This is a genomic window from Synechococcus sp. N32, from assembly GCF_900473895.1.
In the GTDB taxonomy this organism is placed as follows: Bacteria; Cyanobacteriota; Cyanobacteriia; order PCC-6307; family Cyanobiaceae; genus Parasynechococcus.
Genome location: NZ_UCND01000015.1, coordinates 470530 through 489397, shown reverse-complemented (window position 1 = coordinate 489397; position 18868 = coordinate 470530). Strand labels below are relative to the sequence as shown.

21 protein-coding genes are annotated in these 18868 nt (G+C 61.8%); 4 read left to right on the top strand and 17 right to left on the bottom strand.

Annotation, left to right across the window (positions count from 1 at the left end):
• Entirely contained in the window at positions 1-474 is a 474-nt protein-coding gene (locus DXY35_RS11145; protein WP_115082505.1) for a hypothetical protein, read from the top strand.
• Positions 475-488: 14 nt separating this feature from the next.
• On the opposite strand, the gene DXY35_RS11140 is transcribed toward DXY35_RS11145, so the two are convergent.
• The 3 genes from DXY35_RS11140 to ilvA are packed head-to-tail and all read right to left on the bottom strand — an operon-like array spanning position 489 to position 2876.
• Positions 489-785, bottom strand: a complete 297-nt coding sequence (locus tag DXY35_RS11140) for a YggT family protein (protein WP_115082334.1) — start codon at positions 783-785, stop codon at positions 489-491.
• A 24-nt stretch (positions 786-809) separates the two neighbouring features.
• A complete protein-coding gene (gene scpB, locus DXY35_RS11135; RefSeq protein ID WP_115082333.1) occupies positions 810-1307 on the bottom strand; it encodes an SMC-Scp complex subunit ScpB in 498 nt (165 codons plus the stop codon).
• Positions 1308-1346: 39 nt separating this feature from the next.
• On the bottom strand, positions 1347-2876 hold the full coding sequence (gene ilvA, locus DXY35_RS11130; RefSeq protein ID WP_115082332.1) for a threonine ammonia-lyase, biosynthetic: 1530 nt from the start codon (positions 2874-2876) through the stop codon (positions 1347-1349).
• A gap of 80 nt (positions 2877-2956) precedes the next feature.
• On the opposite strand from ilvA, the gene dxs reads away from it, so the two are divergent.
• Positions 2957-4888: a 1-deoxy-D-xylulose-5-phosphate synthase gene (gene dxs, locus DXY35_RS11125; protein ID WP_115082331.1), complete on the top strand. Its 1932-nt coding sequence runs from the start codon at positions 2957-2959 to the stop codon at positions 4886-4888.
• A 12-nt stretch (positions 4889-4900) separates the two neighbouring features.
• The gene (locus tag DXY35_RS11120; protein WP_115082330.1) at positions 4901-6088 is read left to right on the top strand and encodes an NAD(P)/FAD-dependent oxidoreductase; all 1188 of its coding nucleotides are present in this window, start codon (positions 4901-4903) and stop codon (positions 6086-6088) included.
• Between the two features lie 49 nt (positions 6089-6137).
• Here DXY35_RS11120 and psaK read toward each other — a convergent pair whose 3' ends face one another.
• From psaK to DXY35_RS11105, 3 genes are all read right to left on the bottom strand, one after another.
• Positions 6138-6395, bottom strand: a complete 258-nt coding sequence (psaK, locus tag DXY35_RS11115) for a photosystem I reaction center subunit PsaK (protein ID WP_041434789.1) — start codon at positions 6393-6395, stop codon at positions 6138-6140.
• 68 nt (positions 6396-6463) lie between these two features.
• Entirely contained in the window at positions 6464-6751 is a 288-nt protein-coding gene (locus tag DXY35_RS11110) for a DUF3593 domain-containing protein (protein WP_115082329.1), read from the bottom strand.
• On the bottom strand, positions 6748-7041 hold the full coding sequence (locus tag DXY35_RS11105) for a DUF2499 domain-containing protein (protein WP_115082328.1): 294 nt from the start codon (positions 7039-7041) through the stop codon (positions 6748-6750). The genes DXY35_RS11110 and DXY35_RS11105 overlap by 4 nt, the downstream gene beginning before the upstream one ends.
• Positions 7042-7095: 54 nt before the next feature.
• Between DXY35_RS11105 and csaB the strand changes: the two genes are divergently transcribed.
• Positions 7096-8178: a polysaccharide pyruvyl transferase CsaB gene (gene csaB / locus DXY35_RS11100; RefSeq protein ID WP_115082504.1), complete on the top strand. Its 1083-nt coding sequence runs from the start codon at positions 7096-7098 to the stop codon at positions 8176-8178.
• Here the strand turns inward: csaB and DXY35_RS11095 are convergent.
• The 11 genes from DXY35_RS11095 to DXY35_RS11045 all read right to left on the bottom strand — a co-directional run bounded on the left by DXY35_RS11095 (position 8135) and on the right by DXY35_RS11045 (position 18868).
• Positions 8135-9127 (bottom strand): ABC transporter ATP-binding protein, encoded by a 993-nt coding sequence (locus tag DXY35_RS11095; protein WP_115082327.1) that lies wholly within the window; start codon positions 9125-9127, stop codon positions 8135-8137. The genes csaB and DXY35_RS11095 overlap by 44 nt on opposite strands.
• Complete coding sequence (locus DXY35_RS11090; protein ID WP_115082503.1) at positions 9124-9939, bottom strand: carbohydrate ABC transporter permease; 816 nt, start codon at positions 9937-9939, stop codon at positions 9124-9126. Before DXY35_RS11090 ends, DXY35_RS11095 begins: the two co-directional genes overlap by 4 nt.
• A gap of 26 nt (positions 9940-9965) precedes the next feature.
• Positions 9966-10832, bottom strand: coding sequence for a carbohydrate ABC transporter permease (locus DXY35_RS11085; RefSeq protein WP_115082326.1), 867 nt, complete (start codon positions 10830-10832; stop codon positions 9966-9968).
• Positions 10829-12094, bottom strand: a complete 1266-nt coding sequence (locus DXY35_RS11080; RefSeq protein WP_115082325.1) for an ABC transporter substrate-binding protein — start codon at positions 12092-12094, stop codon at positions 10829-10831. The genes DXY35_RS11085 and DXY35_RS11080 overlap by 4 nt, the downstream gene beginning before the upstream one ends.
• On the bottom strand, positions 12091-13581 hold the full coding sequence (gene ggpS, locus DXY35_RS11075) for a glucosylglycerol-phosphate synthase (protein ID WP_115082324.1): 1491 nt from the start codon (positions 13579-13581) through the stop codon (positions 12091-12093). The genes DXY35_RS11080 and ggpS overlap by 4 nt, the downstream gene beginning before the upstream one ends.
• Positions 13582-13633: 52 nt before the next feature.
• A complete protein-coding gene (locus DXY35_RS11070; protein WP_114989244.1) occupies positions 13634-14194 on the bottom strand; it encodes a peroxiredoxin in 561 nt (186 codons plus the stop codon).
• 12 nt (positions 14195-14206) lie between these two features.
• The gene (gene rpmB / locus DXY35_RS11065) at positions 14207-14443 is read right to left on the bottom strand and encodes a 50S ribosomal protein L28 (protein ID WP_006850205.1); all 237 of its coding nucleotides are present in this window, start codon (positions 14441-14443) and stop codon (positions 14207-14209) included.
• A gap of 79 nt (positions 14444-14522) precedes the next feature.
• Entirely contained in the window at positions 14523-16427 is a 1905-nt protein-coding gene (htpG, locus tag DXY35_RS11060) for a molecular chaperone HtpG (protein WP_115082323.1), read from the bottom strand.
• A gap of 102 nt (positions 16428-16529) precedes the next feature.
• Entirely contained in the window at positions 16530-16754 is a 225-nt protein-coding gene (locus tag DXY35_RS11055; RefSeq protein WP_115082322.1) for a ferredoxin family protein, read from the bottom strand.
• Positions 16755-16779: 25 nt separating this feature from the next.
• On the bottom strand, positions 16780-17958 hold the full coding sequence (locus DXY35_RS11050; protein ID WP_115082321.1) for an ATP phosphoribosyltransferase regulatory subunit: 1179 nt from the start codon (positions 17956-17958) through the stop codon (positions 16780-16782).
• Between the two features lie 22 nt (positions 17959-17980).
• Positions 17981-18868 (bottom strand): inositol monophosphatase family protein, encoded by an 888-nt coding sequence (locus DXY35_RS11045; protein WP_115082320.1) that lies wholly within the window; start codon positions 18866-18868, stop codon positions 17981-17983.

Genomic DNA, 18868 nt, shown 5'->3' with positions numbered 1-18868 from the left:
ATGCTCCGTCGATTTGCTTCCGTGTTGTTCTGCCTGCCCATTCTGCTGGGGCTGGCGCTCCCCTGTGACGCCGCTGAACTGCAGCTCAGTGAGGTTCGCCTGGATCCCTGCGGAGAGCTGGATGCCGGCAATCAACCTGAATTAAGCCGCCCGGTTGGTGCCAGCTGTTATGTGCTGACGGGAGACGTTGAGAACCGCAGCAAGAACAGCGTCATCGACACCGATGTGTATGCACGGATCCTGGATGCCAGTGGTGAACCGGTTCTCCCCAACAGAACCCGGGTGGGATCGATCGGGGATGTGAACCCTGGTCACTCCCCGTTCGCCCTGCGAATCTCAGTGCCGGCCGGAACCCCAGGGCCGTTTGTGATCAAAAATCCCCGTGCCCGTGGATTCAATGCTCCGGTCCGCAGCCGCGTTGATGTTGAGGAGGATGACCTGCTGCCGTTGGAACGGGGCATTAACCAGCAGTGATCACCCAGAAGTGATCACCAGCTGGAGCCCGACATGTAGAAGGCTCTGATCGACTGGCCCACCAGGCTCTGCAACAGGTTCAGGGCCAGGAAGGCCAGGATGGCGGAGAGGTCAATGCCCCCCAGCGGTGGGATCAAACCCCTGAAGGCGTTCAGGTAAGGGTCGGTGATCGCACTCACGCTGCTGAGCACCGGATTGCCCCAGTCCAGATTCGGGAACCAGCTCAGCAGAACCCGCACGATCAGCACCAAGGAATAGATCTGCAGGGTCTGGGACAGCACCTGCAGCAAGGTGACGGGTAGAGATTCCATGACGGGAGCTGATCTGCTCTGACTTTATGCAGCTTCCGTCAGATCGGTTGCCCCAAGATCAGGAAGCACGGAGAAGGTGCAGTGAAATTTTTCGGTGAGGGTGAGCCAATAGGACCGCCCCTCGCTCTGACGACGCCGTTCGATGAAGTCCTGCGCCAGCAGTTCCTTGATGTGGTCGTAGGCCCCCGAGCCCCGCAGATCCACAAGATCCGATTGAAGAATGCGTTTCTTCAGCGCAATGGTGGCGAGGGTTCGAAGGGTTGCTGTGGAGAGGTTCACCGGCAGCAGGTCTTTGACCAGATCGCCCATGCCGGCTCGCAGCTGCAGCCCGTAGCGACCGCTCTGTTCAACGACCTCCAGGGCACTGTCCCGCTGGGCGTAAGAGGCCGTCAGGGCGACGAGGGCTTCTTCAACGCTTCGGCGATCGGCGTCGGCCAGCTCGGCCAGTTCACCGATGCTGACGGGCCGACCCTTGAGATAAAGAATCGCCTCGAGCCGGGTGGGCAGGGATGGAGACGTCATCACAACCCCTCGAGAGCACTCAAGTTACCGCCCTGAAACTCAGAGGAACAGGCCATAGGCCGGGTTGTTGCTTTCATCCCAGTGGCGATAGCCCAGGGCATTGAGGAATTCGGTCCAGCCCTGCATGTCCTGTTCCGGCACCAGCACGCCAACAACGATGCGCCCCACGTCAGCACCGTGGTTTCTGTAGTGGAAGATGCTGATGCTCCAGCCGGGGTGGAGAGCATCCACGAAGCTCATCAAGGCACCCGGGCGTTCGGGAAATTCGAAGCGATAAAGCAGCTCTTTGCATTCCCCCGCACAGGCCGTGCGGGCTGAAGCCGGCAGACGGCCGCCCACCATGTGGCGCAGGTGAACCTTGGCAAATTCGTTGTCGCTGAGATCGAGGCAGGGGAAGCCGCCACGCTCCAGCTGGCTCAGCAGGGAGGCACGGTCGTTGTCATCGCTGACCTGCACACCGATGAAGATCTGCGCCGAGGCCCCATCAGTCATGCGGTAACTGAATTCCGTGAGGCTGCGCTCCCGCAGCAGTTCGCAAAGCCGCCTCAGGCTGCCGGGTGATTCGGGAATCTCCACGGCCAGCATTGCTTCGCGCTCTTCCCCGAGCTCAGCCCGTTCGGCGATGAAGCGCAGCCGGTCGAAATTCATGTTGGCCCCGCAGGCCACCGCCACCAGATTGCGCCCCGCCAGCTGGCGCTCGGCCACATCCTGTTTGAGTCCTGCTACCGCCAGGGCACCGGCGGGCTCCAGGATTGAACGAGTGTCTTCAAAGACGTCCTTGATCGCGGCACAGATGGCATCGGTGTCGACCCGCACCATCCGATCGACGAACTGCTGGGCCAGCGCAAAGGTGTGCTCCCCAACCTTTCTCACGGCGACGCCATCGGCAAACAGCCCCACCTGTTCCAGTTCCACCCGCTGCCCTCGCTCGAGGGAGCGGCTCAGGGCATCGGCATCCACCGGTTCCACACCGATCACCTCCGTTTCCGGCCACAGCCGTTTGACGTAGGCGGCGATGCCCGCGATCAGGCCACCACCACCCACGGCCACATAGATCGCGTTGGGTGGCTGCTCGGCCTGGCGCATGATCTCCATGCCGATCGTTCCCTGGCCTGCGATCACTTCCGGATCGTCGAAGGGGTGAATGAAGGTGAGCCCCTCGGCCGTGCAGCGTCGCTGCGCCTCCGCGGAGCACTCGTCGTAGGTCTCGCCATGGAGGACCACGTCACCACCCAGGGCCCGCACGGCCCGCACTTTCACCTCGGGTGTGGTGCTTGGCATCACGATCACGGCCCGACAGCCAAGCCGCTGGGCACTCAGGGCGACGCCCTGGGCATGGTTCCCGGCACTGGAGGCAATCACACCGCGCTTGAGCTCGTCTCTGCTGAGCTGCGCCATGCGGTTGTAGGCGCCGCGCAGCTTGAACGAGAACACCGGCTGGAGATCCTCCCGCTTCAGCCAGACCGTGTTGTTCAGCCGGCGGCTCAGATTGGGTGCGGGATCCAAAGGGGTCTCCCGCGCCACGTCGTAGACGCGGGCACGCAGGATCCGCTGCAGGTAATCGGTCATCTCACCATTCTTCCAAGGGTTCGATCCAGACAGGATCCGGGTTGGTTCCCGTAGATTGCACGTATTGGAGTTGGCAGTGCATGCATCTCGGAGATCTGAAGCATCCGAATGAACTGCACGGACTCAGCCCGGCCCAGCTTGAGGACGTGGCTCGGCAGATTCGTGAGAGGCATCTGCAGGTGGTGTCCACCAGCGGTGGTCACCTGGGGCCTGGCCTGGGGGTTGTGGAGCTGACCCTGGCCCTGTACCAGACGCTTGATCTCGACCATGATCGTGTGATCTGGGATGTGGGCCATCAGGCCTACCCCCACAAATTGATCACCGGCCGGTTCAACGATTTCGACTCCCTGCGTCAGCAGCACGGGGTGGCGGGTTACCTCAAGCGCACAGAGAGCGATTTCGACCACTTCGGTGCGGGCCACGCCAGCACCTCCATCTCAGCGGCGCTGGGCATGGCCATGGCGCGGGACAACCGGGGGGAGTCGTTCAAATGCGTTGCCGTCATCGGTGATGGAGCCCTGACAGGCGGCATGGCTCTGGAGGCCATCAACCACGCCGGACACCTTCCCAACACACCTCTTCTGGTGGTGCTGAACGACAACGACATGTCGATCTCCCCGCCGGTTGGTGCGCTCTCGAACGTGCTGAACCGTGCGCGGCTCAGCCCACCGATGCAGTTCCTCTCAGGGAGTGTTGAGGAAAGCGTGCGGCATCTGCCCTTCATGGGTGGTGAGATTCCTGCGGAACTCAACCGCCTCAAGGGCAGCATGCGTCGCCTCGCAGTTCCCAAGGTGGGTGCCGTGTTCGAGGAACTTGGCTTCACCTACATGGGGCCGATCGACGGCCACGACATCGGTGAAATGGTGCGCACCTTCCAGGCGGCTCACCGTGAGGGTGGTCCTGTGCTGGTGCATGTGGTCACCAAAAAGGGCAAGGGCTATCCCTATGCCGAGGCCGACCAGGTGGGTTACCACGCCCAATCAGCTTTTGATCTCGGCACCGGAAAGGCGATTCCGTCGTCCAAACCCAAGCCCCCCAGCTACAGCAAGGTGTTCGGGCAGACCCTGGTCAAGCTCTGTGAGCAGAACAGTCGGGTGATCGGCATCACTGCGGCCATGGCCACCGGTACCGGTCTCGATTTGCTTCAGAAGGCCGTTCCGGACCAGTACGTGGACGTGGGCATCGCTGAGCAACATGCCGTCACCCTGGCGGCAGGCATGGCCTGCGAAGGTTTGCGTCCTGTCGTTGCCATCTACAGCACCTTCCTTCAGCGCGCCTACGACCAGTTGATCCACGACGTGGGCATCCAGAAGCTGCCGGTCACCTTCGTGCTCGATCGTGCCGGCATCGTTGGTGCCGACGGGCCGACCCACCAGGGTCAGTACGACATCAGCTACATGCGGGCCATTCCCAACTTCACGGTGATGGCACCGAAGGATGAGGCTGAGCTGCAGCGCATGCTGGTGACCTGCCTGCAGCACGACGGGCCCACGGCGCTGCGGATTCCGCGGGGCTCCGGGGAAGGGGTGCCGTTGATGGAAGAGGGTTGGGAATCGCTGCCGATCGGCCGCGGTGAACTGCTGCGGGAAGGCGACGATCTGATGATCGTGGCCTACGGCTCGATGGTGGCTCCGGCCCTCGCCACAGCAACGCTTCTGGAGGAAGCCGGTCTCTCCACCACCGTGATCAATGCCCGCTTCCTGAGGCCCCTGGATCAGGCGCTGATCCATCCCCTGGCACGTCGCATCCCCCGTGTGGTCACCATGGAAGAGGGAGCCCTGCCCGGTGGTTTTGGCGCAGCGGTTCTGGAGTCGTTGATCGATCAGGACATCAACGTGTCGATGTTGCGCATCGGCATCCCCGACCAGTTGGTTGATCACGCCACGCCGCAGCAGAGCAAGGAAGCTCTTGGCCTCACTCCTGCGCAGATGGCTGAACGCATTCTTGAGCGCTTCAGCAACACCTCTGGTGATCTGCCAGCCACCGCTTCGATCAAGGCCCTCCAGGCCTGAAGCTGAGGGCTCGTGTCCGTTCTGATCGTTGGCGCGGGACCGTCCGGTGCCCGTCTGGCGATTCAACTGGCGCGGGCGGGTGCTGAGGTGACCCTGGTGGATCGCCTGGCTGATCCCCATCGTCATGCCTATTCCAGTGGCGCCCTGCCTCTGGAGGCTGTTCGTCGCTTGGGTCTTCCGGATGACGCCATTGCCGCCACCTGGCAGGGCTGGCAGCTGCATGATCCCTCGGGTCTGGTTCATCAGTGGTGGTCGTCCGGCGACCTGGGGGTGGTGCTCGACTTCGGCCGGCTTCGGTCCTGGCTCTGGGAGGAAGCGCGCCGCCATGGGGTCGAGTTGATCCAGGGCTGCCGGGCTGCGCTGAGCACGCTCACGGCCGATCAAGCCAGCGTGCGGTTGCAAACACGTGATGGGCGTTCGTCATTGCGCTCAGCGCGCTGGTTGATTGATGCCACCGGTGCACGCCGAGATCTGCTGCAGCAGGCCGGCCTCAGCTCCAATCCCGAGGATCCTCTGCTGCAGGGCATCGGCGTTGAGTGGTTGCTGCAGACCGATGACCGTCAGGCGGCTGCCTGGCGGGATCGGATCAGTTTCTTTCTGGGCACCGCCTGGATCCCCCATGGATACGGCTGGATCTTTCCCATGCAGGGGCAACGGCTGAAGGTGGGGGTCTGTCACCTTCCACCGGCGGATCGTCCGGGTCCCGGCAGCCTGGCTGGGCCCCTTCAGCGCTTGATTCAACGCTGTGGCTTGGGCACCTGCCCGGTGCTGGATCGCCATGGCGGGCCAGTGTCCAGCAGCATCGCCCGCTCAGAACCTTTGGTGGCTGGTGCCCTGATAGCGGTGGGGGATGCGGCCAGTTCCGCCAATCTGCTTGGGGGAGAAGGGATCCGCCATGCGATGGACAGCGCCGATCAACTGGCCGAACTGCTGATCGCTGAAGGGATGGCAGGCCAATCCACAGCCATGGCGCTTCGCTACCAAGAGCTGATCAAGGCCAAGCGGAGTTGGCGTTGGATGGTGTCGGGCCGGCTGGCACGGCGCACCTGGTGGAGCCTCGACAATTCAAGGGCGGACCGACGTCTGGAACGTTTGATCCATGGGCTTTCTGCGACAGCAGAAGCACCTACTCTCTCAGAGCTGTTGTTCAACTACAACTTCGAGAGATACGGCCTGCGCTTGTTGCCGTATCTGCTCTGAGCCAAGGTGTTCCAGGGAGGAGACTGGCTCCTCCCTCAGGAGATGTGCTTCAGAGCACTCCGCGGGCGGCCAGACCCTGGATGGCACCGATGCCAATGATGTGGCCGAGGCTGGTGGTGCCGAGCAGGGCTGCATGACCCATGCCGCCGAAGAAGGAAGCGTTGGGGAGTGCGGCGCCAACGTTGGGGTGCTTGATCGTGGCCTTGCCGACCATGATGGCAACCACATTGCAGAGGATCATCACCAGGGCGACCTTGGGAGACCAGGACACGGAGGCGGGAGCGATCGCGAAAAGGTGGGTCAGCATTCGAGCCAATGAGCGACACCTCATCTTCCGGCGCTAGCGACGCCTTGCCTGCCTCTCTTAAGAGTTGTTCACCCTTTTTTGGGGGTTGGGTACAACAATCCGATCACCAAAACCGTATTGCTGAGGGTGAGAAAGGCTTCTGCCCCACCGTGCAACCAGTCAATCTCCACCAGTTCCGCTGAGCAGCAGCGCAGGGCGGCAATGGCAGCACCAATCGTGACGGCCACAAAAAGCAGGGTGAGCTGAAAGCCCCGCTCCGCCATCAACGGAAGCGCCTCACTTTTCCGCAGCCAGTGCAGAAACAGGAGATAGGGGATCAGCGAGGCGGCGAACAGCGGTGCGGGATCGAAGTTCATGGAGCACTGACTCCATCCACCTGCCGGCGACGTTGGAGCTGCCAGGCCGCCAAGGCCAGGGTGCAGTTGCCGATCACGGTGAACAGGGCCTGAAGGGTGACCAGCCCCCGCAGCGCTTCGCTGTTGTCAAACAGATGCCAGGTGCAGGCAGCCATGGCACTGACCAGGGCCGGAAGCATGGCCCAGGCCAGGCCCTGTAGCCCACGCCGATGCATCAACACGATCGCCACGCACCACTCCACCACGGAGGCGACATGGATCCACCAGGTTCCGAGCGATAACGCGTGCATGCCCTGAATCCTAGGAATCGGTTGATAATGCCCGGAGTGAACAGGCTGCTGCCCGTGGTCAGCCCCGCTGCGCCTGTATTGCTGCTTTGCGGCTACTACGGAGAGCACAACCTCGGCGACGATGCCCTGCTGCAGGTGCTGGTGTCGTCCCTTCCCGAGCCGCAGCAGCTGTTGATCACAGCCCGCGATCCAGCTCCCGTTCTGGCCTTGGCTCCGTCGGCGCAGACGGTGAACCGCCGTTCCCTGCGGCGCTGTCTTCGTGCGGCCCTGAGAGCTGATGTTCTGGTGCTTGGTGGCGGGAGCCTGCTGCAGGACAGCACCAGCTTCAGCAGCCTCATCTATTACCTGCTGCTGATGACGGTTGCCCGCCTCGGTGGCGCCGAGGTGGTTCTCTGGGGGCAGGGCCTTGGCCCTTTGCAGCGTCGGATCAGTCACCTGTTGGTTCGCACGGTGTTGCCCCTCTGCAAGGCAGCGAGTTGGAGGGATCAGCGCTCCTTTGATTGGGCCCAGCGTTGGGCCCCCAAGCTGCCGATGGTGCTGGCCGCCGATCCGGTCTGGCAGATGCCGGCGCGCCCTTGGCTTGGTGGCGACGCGATCGTGCTCAGTTGGCGTCCGACACCTTTGCTGGATTCCGCGGGCTGGCGTTGCTTGACGGAGGCTTTGGATCGGCTCAGTGCCGACTTGGATGCGCCGGTGATCTGGCTGGCCTTCCATCAGCATCAGGACGCTCCCCTGTTGCAGCACCTGAGTGACCAAGGTCTGCTGCCGGCGCGATTGAAGGCGCGCAGCTCAACCCTGGTGCCTCAGTCCCTGGAGGCTGTGTCCGATCTGGTGCAGCGGGCGCGTCTGGTGCTGCCGATGCGGTTGCATGCCCTGATCCTGGCCCGACTGGCCAACAGCCCCATGGTTGCCCTCAGCTACGACCCGAAGGTGGAGGCTGCAGCGGCCATGGCCATGGTGCCCTGCATCCCCTTGCGCTCGCTTCCCTCTGTGGATGATCTGTTGAGCCTTTGGCGGTCCGAAGTGGACCGTCCAGCCGATCCTGATCAGACCGAAGCTCTGCGCCGCCAGGCGTCAGCGCACAGCGAGCTTCTCAATCGGATGGCAGCCGATTTGACGGCAGACGACGGCCGCTGACGGCATCGAAGCGATGCTCACAAGCGCTGGGCCAACTGATACGTGGCTCAGCTTCGATCGCTGCCTCTCCGGGGCAGACCAGCCGCAGGTCGCCGCGATCGCAGCGCACCAGCAGCATCTGGTTGGCTCCGAACCATTCACGGCTGAGGATCGTGCAGGGTGAGCCTGCGGGATCGAGCCTTAGATCGTCCGGTCGGATGCCGGTGATCACTCCATCTCTGGCTGGCAGCAGATTCATCTGCGGGCGGCCAATGAACTGGGCGACGTAGGTGCTGGCCGGTTGCAGGTACAGCTCGCGGGGTGTTCCGATCTGTTCAATCCTTCCCTCGCGCATCACAGCGATGCGATCCGCCAGTGCCATCGCCTCCTGCTGGTCATGGGTGACGTAAACCACAGGCTGCTCACCGCCGATCATCAGACGACGCAATTGAGGCCGCAGGTCCTCACGCAACTGGGCATCCAGATTGCTCATCGGCTCATCGAGCAGGTATACGAGGGGATCCCGCAGCAGGGCTCGGGCCAGGGCAACGCGCTGGCGCTGGCCGCCGGACAGTTGTGAGGGCCGTTGCCGGGCTTGGCCGCTGAGTTGCAACACCTCCAGGACGCCTCGGATCCGCTCATCGCGGGCGGCGGCGCTGCCGCCCCGCATGCGCAGCCCCAGTTCGAGGTTGTCCCACACATTCAGATGCGGGAACAGGGCATAGCTTTGAAACACCATCCCCACCCGGCGTCGTTCAGCGGGCACGTCGACCATCTCAGCATCGTTGATGCGAATCGACCCTTGATCAGGGTGATCGAGCCCAGCGATCAGACGCAGGGCCGTGCTTTTCCCACAGCCGCTGGCCCCCAGCAGAGCGACGCATTCGCCGTTGGCCACATCGAGGTCGAGCTGGTGGAGAACCTGTCGTTCGCCGAAGCGCTTGTTGATGGCCCGAAGTTGCAGTGTCATCCCTTGATGGCTCCGTTGGTGAGTCCACTGACGATCTGGCGCTGAAACACCAGCACCAGCACCAGAAGAGGAATGGCACCGAGCACGGTGGCTGCCGCGTAGGTGCCGTAGGGGATGGAATAGGTGGATGATCCCGCAATTCGGGCCATCGCCACCGGCAATGTGAGCAGATCGCTGCGGCTCAGCCAGGTGAGCGCCACGGGATATTCGTTCCAGGCAAACAGGAACACCAGGATTGCCGTGCTGGCGGAGGCCGGGGCAATCAAGGGGAGCAGCACCCAGCGCAGCCGCTGCCACAACGACAATCCCTCAAGCTTTGCTGCGTCTTCGAGGTCGTTGGGCAGGGCTTCAAACGCTGCTGTGAGCAGCAGCAGGGCCAGAGGCATCGACAAAGCGCTGTAGGGAATGGCGATGGCGATCAGGTTGTTGCCGAGGGAAAAGGTGCGGGCCAGTTCGAGCAGTGCCAGAAACAGCAGCACATAAGGGAAAAGAGCGGCGCCCACTACGGCAGTGCGGAGGATTCCTTTCAACCGCTGAGGCAGCTTTGCCAGTCCGTAGGCGGCGGGGATGGCCAGCATCGAGGTGAGCAGTGTGGTGAGGGAAGCCACCAAGCTGCTGTTGAGCAGGTAACGCCAGAAGGGTGGATCGGTGCTGAGCAGATCCCGGTAGTTGTTGAGCGTCCAACGGCTCCAGAAGCTCAGTTGGTCGTTGACCAGAGCATCTGCGGTGGTGAAGGAACTCAGCAGCTGCCACAGCATCGGAGCAAGGGACCAGACCAGCAGCAGAGCAATCCAGAGGGAACGTCGTGTCATCGGTCCACGTGTCATCGATTCATGGGTCATCGGTCCAGGGACCTCAACAGACCGAAGCTCCTCAGCAGCAACGTGCCCGCAAGAATAAGGGCGGTCAGCAACAGAAATCCCGCGAGCATCACCGTGGCGCTGTAGCCGAAATCGAGGAAACGCATGCCGTTGAGGTAGGCATAGAGGGCGATGCTTTCGGTGCTGCCGGCGGGACCACCACCGGTAAGCACCTGCACCAGATCAAACACCCCGAAGGCCTGGGCCAGGCGGAACAGGAGGCTCAGCAGGATGTACGGGAGCAGCAGCGGCAGGGTGACCCTGCGAAGCGCCTGAAGGGGCGTTCCCCCTTCCAGGCGAAAGGCGCTGTAAAGGTCGTCGGGAATGCTCTGGAGTCCCGCCAGAAGAATCAGCGTGATAAAGGGGGTTGTTTTCCAGACGTCCGCACACACGGTCACCAGCCAGGTGATCGATGGGGTGGACAGGAGATCCAGGGAGTTGAGGCCAAGGCTTCGTGCCAGCACCTCGATCGGGCCGTAGGGGGTGTTGAAGATCCAGCGCCAGCCCAGGGCCATCATCGTTGTGGGCAGGGCCCAGGGCAGCAGGGTCAGGGCCCGAACAGCTCCCCTGCCGCGCCAGCGTTGATGCAGCAGCAGCGCAATGGCCAGGGCCAACAGCAACTCCAAACCCACTGAGATCAGGGCGAATCGCGCGGTTTGTCCGGCATCCAGCCAGAAGCGCTGATCGGCCGCCAGTCGCCACCAGTTGGCTCCGCCGTTGGCCACCGGTTCGAGGCCAGTGAGAACGGAATCAGCGTGGAAGCTCAGCCAGGCGTAGCGCAGCATCGGCCAGCCGAACACCACCGCGATCAACAGCAGAGCAGGTGCAGCCAGGAGCATCGTCATGGCGTGGCTCCCGCAGCGCGCAACAGAGTCTGGCTCCGCTGCTGACTGGTGGCCATGGCCTCATCGGCGGACCCGGCCGCGGTGAACAAGCCGTTGAGTTCCCGCTGCACCACATCGCTCAGCTGGGCATACAGCGGGGTAGGCGGACGAACCACCGCATGGTTCAAGGCCACCAGCAGATCCGGCAGCACGGGAGAGGCCTTCAGCATCTCCGGGTCATTGAACAGATCCGCCTGGATCGGGGTGTAGCCGTTGTTGAGAAAACGCTGCCGCTGGGCGTCTTCGCTGGTGAGGTAGCGAATCGCTTCCACCGCAGCTTCCTTGTGCTGCGATTGGCGCATCAGGCTCAGCCCCCAGCTGCCGAGGGTGGCTCCGGGGCGTTCACCCGGTTGGGCCACCATCAGGCTGATGCCGACGTTGCCCTGCACCGCGCTGTCGTCCTTCTGGAGTTCAGCCCAGGCGTAGGGCCAGTTGCGCATCAGAGCGGCATCACCGGCCTTGAAGGCCTGAAGCGACTCCGCCTCGGCGTAATTGGTTACGGCGTAGGGGCTGACGCCTTCGCTGATCAGCCCGTTCAACCAGGCTGCTGCGGTCGTTGCCTCAGGCGAATCGAGCTCCATGGCGTTGGTGGTGGTGTCCATCCAGTCACCGCCGAAGCCCTGCAGCACTTCAAGGAAGTCGCAGCTCAATCCTTCGTACTGACGCCCTTGCCAGACAAAACCGTTGGCAACGGCCTGGCTTTCAACGAGGCGTCCGGCAACCTCCACCAGCGCATCGGGCGTTGTTGGTGGCTGTTCCATCAGATCCGTGCGCCAGTAGAGCAGTCCCACATCGGCCACCAGCGGCCAGCGATAGAGATGGCCGTCGTAGTCATTGCCCAGCCGTGCACCTTGCACCAGCTGCTCCTGGTCGCCCTGACCAAACCAGGGATCCAGGGCTTCAAGCCAGCCGGCGGCGGCATATTTTGGCAACCAGGTGACATCCATCAACAGCGCATCGAACGGCGCATCACCGAGCAGAAGACTGCTGATTGCCAGGTCTGAAATCGATTCCGTGTTCAACGGACCGCGAATCAACTTGAGATGAATCCGGCCGCGATGCTCGCGGTTGAAGGCTTTCACCAGATCGGCACTGGCATCGGTGAAGGAGGAGGGCATGAGGATGCTCACCTCCTCCGCGCGCGAGGAGGCTGATCCAACCAGAACACCCAGGGCCATCACCAGCGCCAAGGCACCGCCCACGAGCCAGCGGCGCAGTTTCATTGCGGGGTGGAGGGCGACAGGCCAGACATCTGCTCCTCGGCCCAGTCGCTCACCGTGTAGTTCTCCACGGCATCGGTCATGCGGCTCATGCGGTCGCGCTGCTCGTCTTCATCCATTTCCAGTGCCGATTCGATGGCCTCATCCATGCGGCGATTTGAATAGGGATTGGTGAGCACGGCGCCATCCAGCACAACCGAGGCTCCGGTGAATTCCGAGAGCACAAGAACGCCGCCACGGTTGCGTCGAGCAGCGGCGTACTCCTTGGCCACCAGATTCAGGCCATCCCGCAGCGGTGTGATCCAGCAGACATCGGCATGGCAGAACCAGGCGATCATTTCGTCGTAGGGGATCCGGCGGGTGGAAAAGCGGATGGGCACCCAATCGATCTGGCTGAAGCGGCCGTTGATGCGTCCGGCCATCTCCTCGATTGAGCGTTGGGTGTCTTCGTAGATCTTCATTCCACTGGCAGCGGCCACACAGGCCAGCATCAGCACCACCTGGCCGTGCAGATCCTTGCGTCGTTCCAACAGCCGTTCAAACGCCAGCAGCAACTCTTCGTTGCCCTTGGTGTAATCCACCCGACTGGCAGAGAGGATCAGTTTTCGGCCTTTTTTGGTGTCTTGAACGATCAATTCGCCATGACTTTCAACCGACGGGCTCCAGCACAATTCCTGAATCAGATCCGGTGAGGTGCCCACCGGAGAGCTGAGCAGCTGAATGGTGCGACCGTTGTGCTCGAGGTGACTGGTGACCGTGCCTTCCGAAAGGGCGGTTCCGACCTCAATGAATTTCTTGTCCACCGGCACTTTGGGGCCTCGTTTGGCGCCCACCAGGGTTGTGGCGGCGCGGGCAAAGTTTTCGGTGTAGCGGGGAATATGGAAGCCGACGACATCACAACAGAGCAAACTTTCCAGGATCTGCTCACGCCAGGGAAGGATGGCGAAAACATCATTCCCCGGGAAAGGAGTGTGATGGAAAAAGGCAATCTTCAGGTCTGGACGTTCGGCTCGGATGTAACCGGGAGCCAGCCAAAGGTTGTAGTCATGCACCCACACCGTTGCACCCTCGGCGGCTTCGGCGCATGCCGCCATGGCGAAACGTTTGTTGACCTCTTCAAAAATCTTCCAGTTCGCGTTGTTGACATTGAAATAGGTTGGAAATGTATGAAGTATTGGCCAGAAGCATTCTTTGGATGTGATGTGATAAAAACTGGAGATCTGTTCATCTTCCAGGGGTATTCGGCACAGAGTAAACGGCGAAGGATTATCCATCTCAAACCGTTCTGTGCCTTCATTCGACTGATCGTCGACCCGTCTCCAGGCAATCCAAGTGCCTTTTTCGCAGCTACGGAAGAGGTTGCGAAGGGTTGGAATAATTCCGTTAGGACTTTTCTGATCGACCCATATTCTTTTCCCGTTCTTGTCTTTTGATTCGTCGAACGGCGTGCGGTGATAGAGGATTACAAATGAACTCTGACCCGCACCCATTTATTCGAACAACGCTTCGTTCGGTCCACCATTCAGCAAAAGCCCTCTTTTGTCAAACGGCGGCTTTGGTCTGAAAAGACACCAACGAATCCAGCACCTCGCGGGCGTGACCGTTGGGTCGAACCGCCACCCAGCGTTCACGCAAGACCCCGTCCGGATCGATCAGAAAGGTGTGGCGCAGCGAGTACGGCGCCATCCACGACCCGTAGGCCTTGCTCACGGTCCCGTCGGGATCGGACAGCAGGGGGAAGCTCAATCCTTCGCTCTCACAGAAGGATTCATGGTCGTCAACGCTGTCGGCGCTGATGCCGATCACTTCCGCACCGGCCTGAAGGAAGTCGTTGTGAAGGCTTTCGAAGCCCCGGGCTTCGATCGTGCATCCGCCGGTGAAATCCCTTGGATAGAAGTAAACCGCGAGCCAGCGGCCGCGCAGATCACGGCTGCTCCATTGCTTCCGATCGGGTTCGGACTGACTGGATCCGGGCAGATCGAAATCAGGCACGGTTGTACCCGTTTCCAAAACAACACCCCCGAGGGCCGAAGCCCGCGAGGGTGTGAGCGTCAGAGCTGCAAGGAAAAGGCCGGACTTGACTAGTAATTCCCGCCGATTCACCCGTTCAAAATCTCAGATCTTGGCCAGGTTAATGCCCAGAGACTTGGCGTAGGCGCCCAGGCCTTTCTTCTGGATGGTTTTGAGGGCGCGGGTGGTGACACGCAGCTTCACCCAGCGGTTGCCTTCCGCCCACCAGAGGCGACGCTGCTGCAGGTTGGCCTGCTGCAGCTTCTTGGTGCGGATGTGGGAATGGCTCACGGCCATGCCGTTGTTGGCGCGAGTACCGGTGAGCTGACACACCCGTGACATGACGATGTCCTTCTACTGAGAGGTTGTTTGGAGCTGAAAACTCAGTTCCAAACAACCAATTTAGCAAAAGGTCTTCAGGTCAAAGTCCTCTCTGCATCAAGGCACCCATCAATTCAGCGCTGCGGGTCTGGAAACCGGCCAGCTCATTGGGCTCCAGCCCCCCGACGCCCAGGCGCGCCATGTCATACAGATGGCGGGCCACATCCTCGGCCAGGCTTGCGGTTGGCGATGTTTCCGCCGCTCCCACCAGCACGCCACCGGCACGCAACTTCAGCATCCCCTCCACAAGGGGGTGGCGCCGGTTCACCAGCAGCACGTGATGATCGGGAAGGCCCGGCAGGCGTTGTTCCATCAAGGCGCCCATGTCGTTCAGCCGGCGCATCTGTTCCGGCAGAAGAATCATGGCCGGCGGTGCCCCCTCGGCTTTCAGGGCCTGTACCTGAACGGTCACCTTGTCGTTGGCGAGGGCCGCTTTGATCAGATCACGCAGTCGGTCTGACTCCGTGGTGCCGTCCTGATCGGTGAGTTCGGCATCGTTGTCCTTCAGGCTTTCGTCCAGTTCCGAGTCGACGCGCTGGAAGGTGAGTTCCTCATGGCGATATTCCAGCCAGGGGATGAACTGGGTGTCGATCACCGTCTCCAGCTTCAGCACTTCCGCGCCCTGGGAGGTCCAGAGGTTGAGCGCACCGGCCTGGGCAACGTCATCGGTGCTGTAGAGCACACGCTTGTTCTGATCCGCGGCCAATCGGCTGCGGTACCCCTCCAGGGTGGTGAAGGCACGGCCATCGCAGGCGATCGGGTCAGCGTCGTCCCCTTCCCCTGCTGCTGCAGTGGTGGCGAACAGGATCAGTTCAGACACCTGTTCTGCGAACTTCTCGTCCTCCATGGCGCCGATCTTCACGAAGGGTGCCAGGGCATCCCAGGCTTCGGCGTAACCCTTGGGATCCTCCTTTTTCAGGTTCCGCAGCCGGTCGGACACTTTCTTGGCGACGAAGTTGCCGATGGAGCGAACGCGTCGGTCGGTTTGCAGAGCACTGCGGCTCACGTTCAGGGGGATATCGGGTGAATCGATCACTCCCCGCAGGGGCAACAGGTAGCGCGGAACGACCTCCTTGATCGAATCGCTGACGAACACCTGGTTGCAGTACAGCTTGATTTCCCCCTTCTCCCAGTCGGCACGTCCGGTCTGCTTGGGGAAGAAAAGAATGCCCTGGAGGTTGTAGGGATAGTCGGTGTTGAGGTGAACCCAGAGCAGGGGATCGCCCTGGAAGGGATAGAGGTAGTGGTACAGGTCGATGTAGTCCTGATCACTCAGATCTCTTGCGCTTTTGCGCCAGGGGGCATCCATCTTGTTGATGGTTTCCCCTTCCAGCTGCACCGGTACTGCCATGAAGTCGCAGTAGGTGTTGATCAGGGTGCGGATCCGAGCCGGTTCGAGATATTCGAGCTCGTCCTCCATCAGATGAAGGATCACGTCCGTGCCGGGCTGTTCTTTCTCGGCGGCAGTGAGGCTGAAGTTCGGAGAACCATCACAGCTCCAGCGCACGGCCTCAGCCTCGGGCCGGGCTGAACGGGTCAGCAGCTCAACCCGCTCGGCCACCATGAAGCTGGAATAGAAGCCCAGGCCGAAGTGGCCAATGATGGCGTCGTTTTCCTGCTTGTACTTCTCCAGGAAATCCTCGGCGCTGGAGAAGGCCACCTGGTTGATGTAGCGCTTCACCTCATCGGCGGTCATGCCGATGCCGTTGTCGCTGATGGTGAGCGTTTTGGCTTCGCGATCCACACTGATCCGGATGGCCCCGTCATCCCCTTCACGGCAATCGCCGGCCATCGCCGCCATGCGGCGCTTGCTGATGGCGTCGACGCCATTGCTCACCAGCTCCCGCAGAAACACCTCATGGCCGGAATAAACGGCCTTCTTGATGATCGGGAAAATGTTTTCGGTGTGGATCTGAATCTGACCCTGTTCTTCCAGCACCGCCATTCCTTTGCGTGAAAAACCAGACACTAGAGACAGGTTTTACCCGGGCTCAACGGCTGTTTCAGAGGGTTCCCCGTACCTTTTACCGACGCCCCTTGGCCCAGATCAGGGCGTCTTCTGCAGGTCAGGGCGCTCTTCAGCGACGATGGCCCCCTCAACGGGACACACCTGCAGGCAGATACCGCAATCGATGCAGGTGTCGAAATTGATCCAGTAGAAGTCAGTGCCCTTCTCGTTCTTTCCTTTGCCTTGGTCGATACAGGCCACAGGGCAGGCATCAACGCAATCAGCGATTCCCTCGCAAACGTCAGTGACGATGGAATGAGCCATGGAGGTCCTGCTGCACAGCGGGATCTTAAGGATCGACCCAATCCAGCTGCAGACCACCCTGGGCCTTTGCCTGCTGCTCAGCCTCCTGCTTGGACGCCAGGGGTTCCAGGGCCATCAAAGCGGTGCGTCCCTGCTCGTGCCAGCCGCGCTGACGCTCCATCGCGGATTCCAGATTCGAAGCCGTCGAAAAAGCAACGAGAACATCGGACTGCTCCTGTTCGGCAGCATTCAGGTCTGAAATCAGTTCGCGGATCGGATCGATCGCGAGGCTGAACCCAGCGCCAAAAGCCCGGTCATCCGTTGCGCCGCAACGGCGCACCAGATCGTCGTAGCGGCCGCCGCGGGCAATCACCACCGTTGAACTGCGGCCATCACAGACCAGCTGGAATACCAGTCCGGTGTAGAGCTCGAAATGGGGTTGAAAGGTTGGATCCAGCTGGATCGTCACCGCCTGAGCCTGAGCTGCCGAGGCGAGATGGGCACAGAGGCGCCGCAGCTCATCGAAGACCGGCTGTTCCCCGCAGAGACTGCCGAGCTGCGTCAGCACCTGGTCGGGGGTGCCACGGCAGTCCAACAAGGAGAGCAGCCTGGTCTTCTCAGCGTCGGCCAGATCGAAGCCCTCGATGGCCAACCGGTCGAAATCGATCAATGCCGTGCGGATCTGATCACGCAACGCACCGCTGAACGGACGGAGCACCAGATCCATCAGAGCGGTGTGCCCCAGCAACAGCCTTGGTTTCTGGCTGGCCTGCAGCCCCAGGGTCTGAACTGAGGCCATCAGCAGGCTGAGCAGCTCCATCTCCGCTTCGCTGCCACTGACACCGAACAGTTCAACGCCGCTCTGAAGGTTTTCCTCAATGCACTGACCACCCTCATCGGCGGAACGGGTGCGGAACACCGTGCCAGAGGCCCAGAGCCGCAGCGGTCGCTGGCGATCCGCAAATCGGGTGCAGGCGGCTCTGGCGATGGATGCCGTCATCTCCGGACGCAGCCCGAGGGGGTCATCAGCCACCAGACGAACAATGTCTGAGCTGTCGATGGCACCGCCGGCCATCAGGGTGGCCAGGCGTTCCACCCGGGGTGGCGAGACCTCGTCGTAGCCCCAGAGGCAGTAGACCGACGCCAGACGTTCTGTCAGCTGTCGGTTGGTCTCCACCTGACGTGGATTCAGATCCTTTGCGCCAGCTGCAGGTTGCAGCGCCATCTCACGTCCTCTCGGCCACGCCTCAGGATCCCATGGCCGTGACCTCGGGCGCTCCGAAGGCGGCTCCAGGCAGTGGTTGCACCTGAGACAGCCCCTCGGTGATTGCCGCATGCAGGCTGGCTCCAGCGGCAACGACCCGGCCACTGGAGAGGTCGAAGGGTTGATTGCCGTAGCCGGTGACGGTTCCACCGGCCAGATCCACCAACGCCACGCCAGCGGCCAGATCCCAGGGAGACAGGCCCCGTTCCCAATAGCCGTCCTGGCGGCCAGCGGCCACAAAGGCCAAGTCCACCGCTGCAGCACCGCCCCGGCGCACGCCGTGGGTGCGATGGGTGAACCAGCAGAACTCGGCGTAGTTGTTGTCGAGTCGGGTGTGCCGGTCGTAGGCAAACCCGGTGACCAGCAGGGAGTCTTCGAGCCGATCGCAACTGCTGACTTGCAGTGGGCTGTCGTTGCAGAACGCTCCGACCCCCGGTGCCCCCCAGTACATCTCCTTCAGAAAGGGCACAGCGATGGCCCCGAGGATGGGCTGCTGGCCCAGGGTGAGTCCGATCGAGGTGGCAAAGAAGGGGTAGCCGTGGGCGAAGTTTGTGGTCCCATCGAGGGGGTCAACACACCACCTCAGGCCGTCCTGCTGACCGGCTGCCCCGCTTTCCTCAGCCAGCACAGCAATCTCAGGGGTTTGCTCCGCCAGCAGCTCCAAGACGATGCGTTCGGCAGCAAGGTCGGCATTGGTGACCAGGTCGCCGATGCGGCCTTTGCTTTCGATGGACGACAGGCGCCCGTAGTGGCGCATCAGTTCCTGGCCACCGGCATCGGCCGCTGAGCGGGCCACACCGATAAGACGCTCCAGATCGCTTGGGCTGAGACCGGCTTCGTGGGCGGCACGGGTGCAGATCGAATCCGGCAT

What these genes read in the sequence shown, in the direction of transcription:
- DXY35_RS11145 (WP_115082505.1), top strand. Translation starts at nt 1, where the DNA reads ATGCTCCGTCGATTTGCTTCCGTGTTGTTCTGCCTGCCCATTCTGCTG.
- DXY35_RS11140 (WP_115082334.1), bottom strand. Translation starts at nt 785, where the DNA reads ATGGAATCTCTACCCGTCACCTTGCTGCAGGTGCTGTCCCAGACCCTG.
- scpB (WP_115082333.1), bottom strand. Translation starts at nt 1,307, where the DNA reads ATGACGTCTCCATCCCTGCCCACCCGGCTCGAGGCGATTCTTTATCTC.
- ilvA (WP_115082332.1), bottom strand. Translation starts at nt 2,876, where the DNA reads ATGACCGATTACCTGCAGCGGATCCTGCGTGCCCGCGTCTACGACGTG.
- dxs (WP_115082331.1), top strand. Translation starts at nt 2,957, where the DNA reads ATGCATCTCGGAGATCTGAAGCATCCGAATGAACTGCACGGACTCAGC.
- psaK (WP_041434789.1), bottom strand. Translation starts at nt 6,395, where the DNA reads ATGCTGACCCACCTTTTCGCGATCGCTCCCGCCTCCGTGTCCTGGTCT.
- DXY35_RS11110 (WP_115082329.1), bottom strand. Translation starts at nt 6,751, where the DNA reads ATGAACTTCGATCCCGCACCGCTGTTCGCCGCCTCGCTGATCCCCTAT.
- DXY35_RS11105 (WP_115082328.1), bottom strand. Translation starts at nt 7,041, where the DNA reads ATGCACGCGTTATCGCTCGGAACCTGGTGGATCCATGTCGCCTCCGTG.
- DXY35_RS11095 (WP_115082327.1), bottom strand. Translation starts at nt 9,127, where the DNA reads ATGACACTGCAACTTCGGGCCATCAACAAGCGCTTCGGCGAACGACAG.
- DXY35_RS11090 (WP_115082503.1), bottom strand. Translation starts at nt 9,939, where the DNA reads ATGACACGACGTTCCCTCTGGATTGCTCTGCTGCTGGTCTGGTCCCTT.
- DXY35_RS11085 (WP_115082326.1), bottom strand. Translation starts at nt 10,832, where the DNA reads ATGACGATGCTCCTGGCTGCACCTGCTCTGCTGTTGATCGCGGTGGTG.
- DXY35_RS11080 (WP_115082325.1), bottom strand. Translation starts at nt 12,094, where the DNA reads ATGAAACTGCGCCGCTGGCTCGTGGGCGGTGCCTTGGCGCTGGTGATG.
- ggpS (WP_115082324.1), bottom strand. Translation starts at nt 13,581, where the DNA reads ATGGGTGCGGGTCAGAGTTCATTTGTAATCCTCTATCACCGCACGCCG.
- rpmB (WP_006850205.1), bottom strand. Translation starts at nt 14,443, where the DNA reads ATGTCACGGGTGTGTCAGCTCACCGGTACTCGCGCCAACAACGGCATG.
- htpG (WP_115082323.1), bottom strand. Translation starts at nt 16,427, where the DNA reads ATGGCGGTGCTGGAAGAACAGGGTCAGATTCAGATCCACACCGAAAAC.
- DXY35_RS11055 (WP_115082322.1), bottom strand. Translation starts at nt 16,754, where the DNA reads ATGGCTCATTCCATCGTCACTGACGTTTGCGAGGGAATCGCTGATTGC.
- DXY35_RS11050 (WP_115082321.1), bottom strand. Translation starts at nt 17,958, where the DNA reads ATGGCGCTGCAACCTGCAGCTGGCGCAAAGGATCTGAATCCACGTCAG.
- DXY35_RS11045 (WP_115082320.1), bottom strand. Translation starts at nt 18,868, where the DNA reads ATGCCGGATTCGATCTGCACCCGTGCCGCCCACGAAGCCGGTCTCAGC.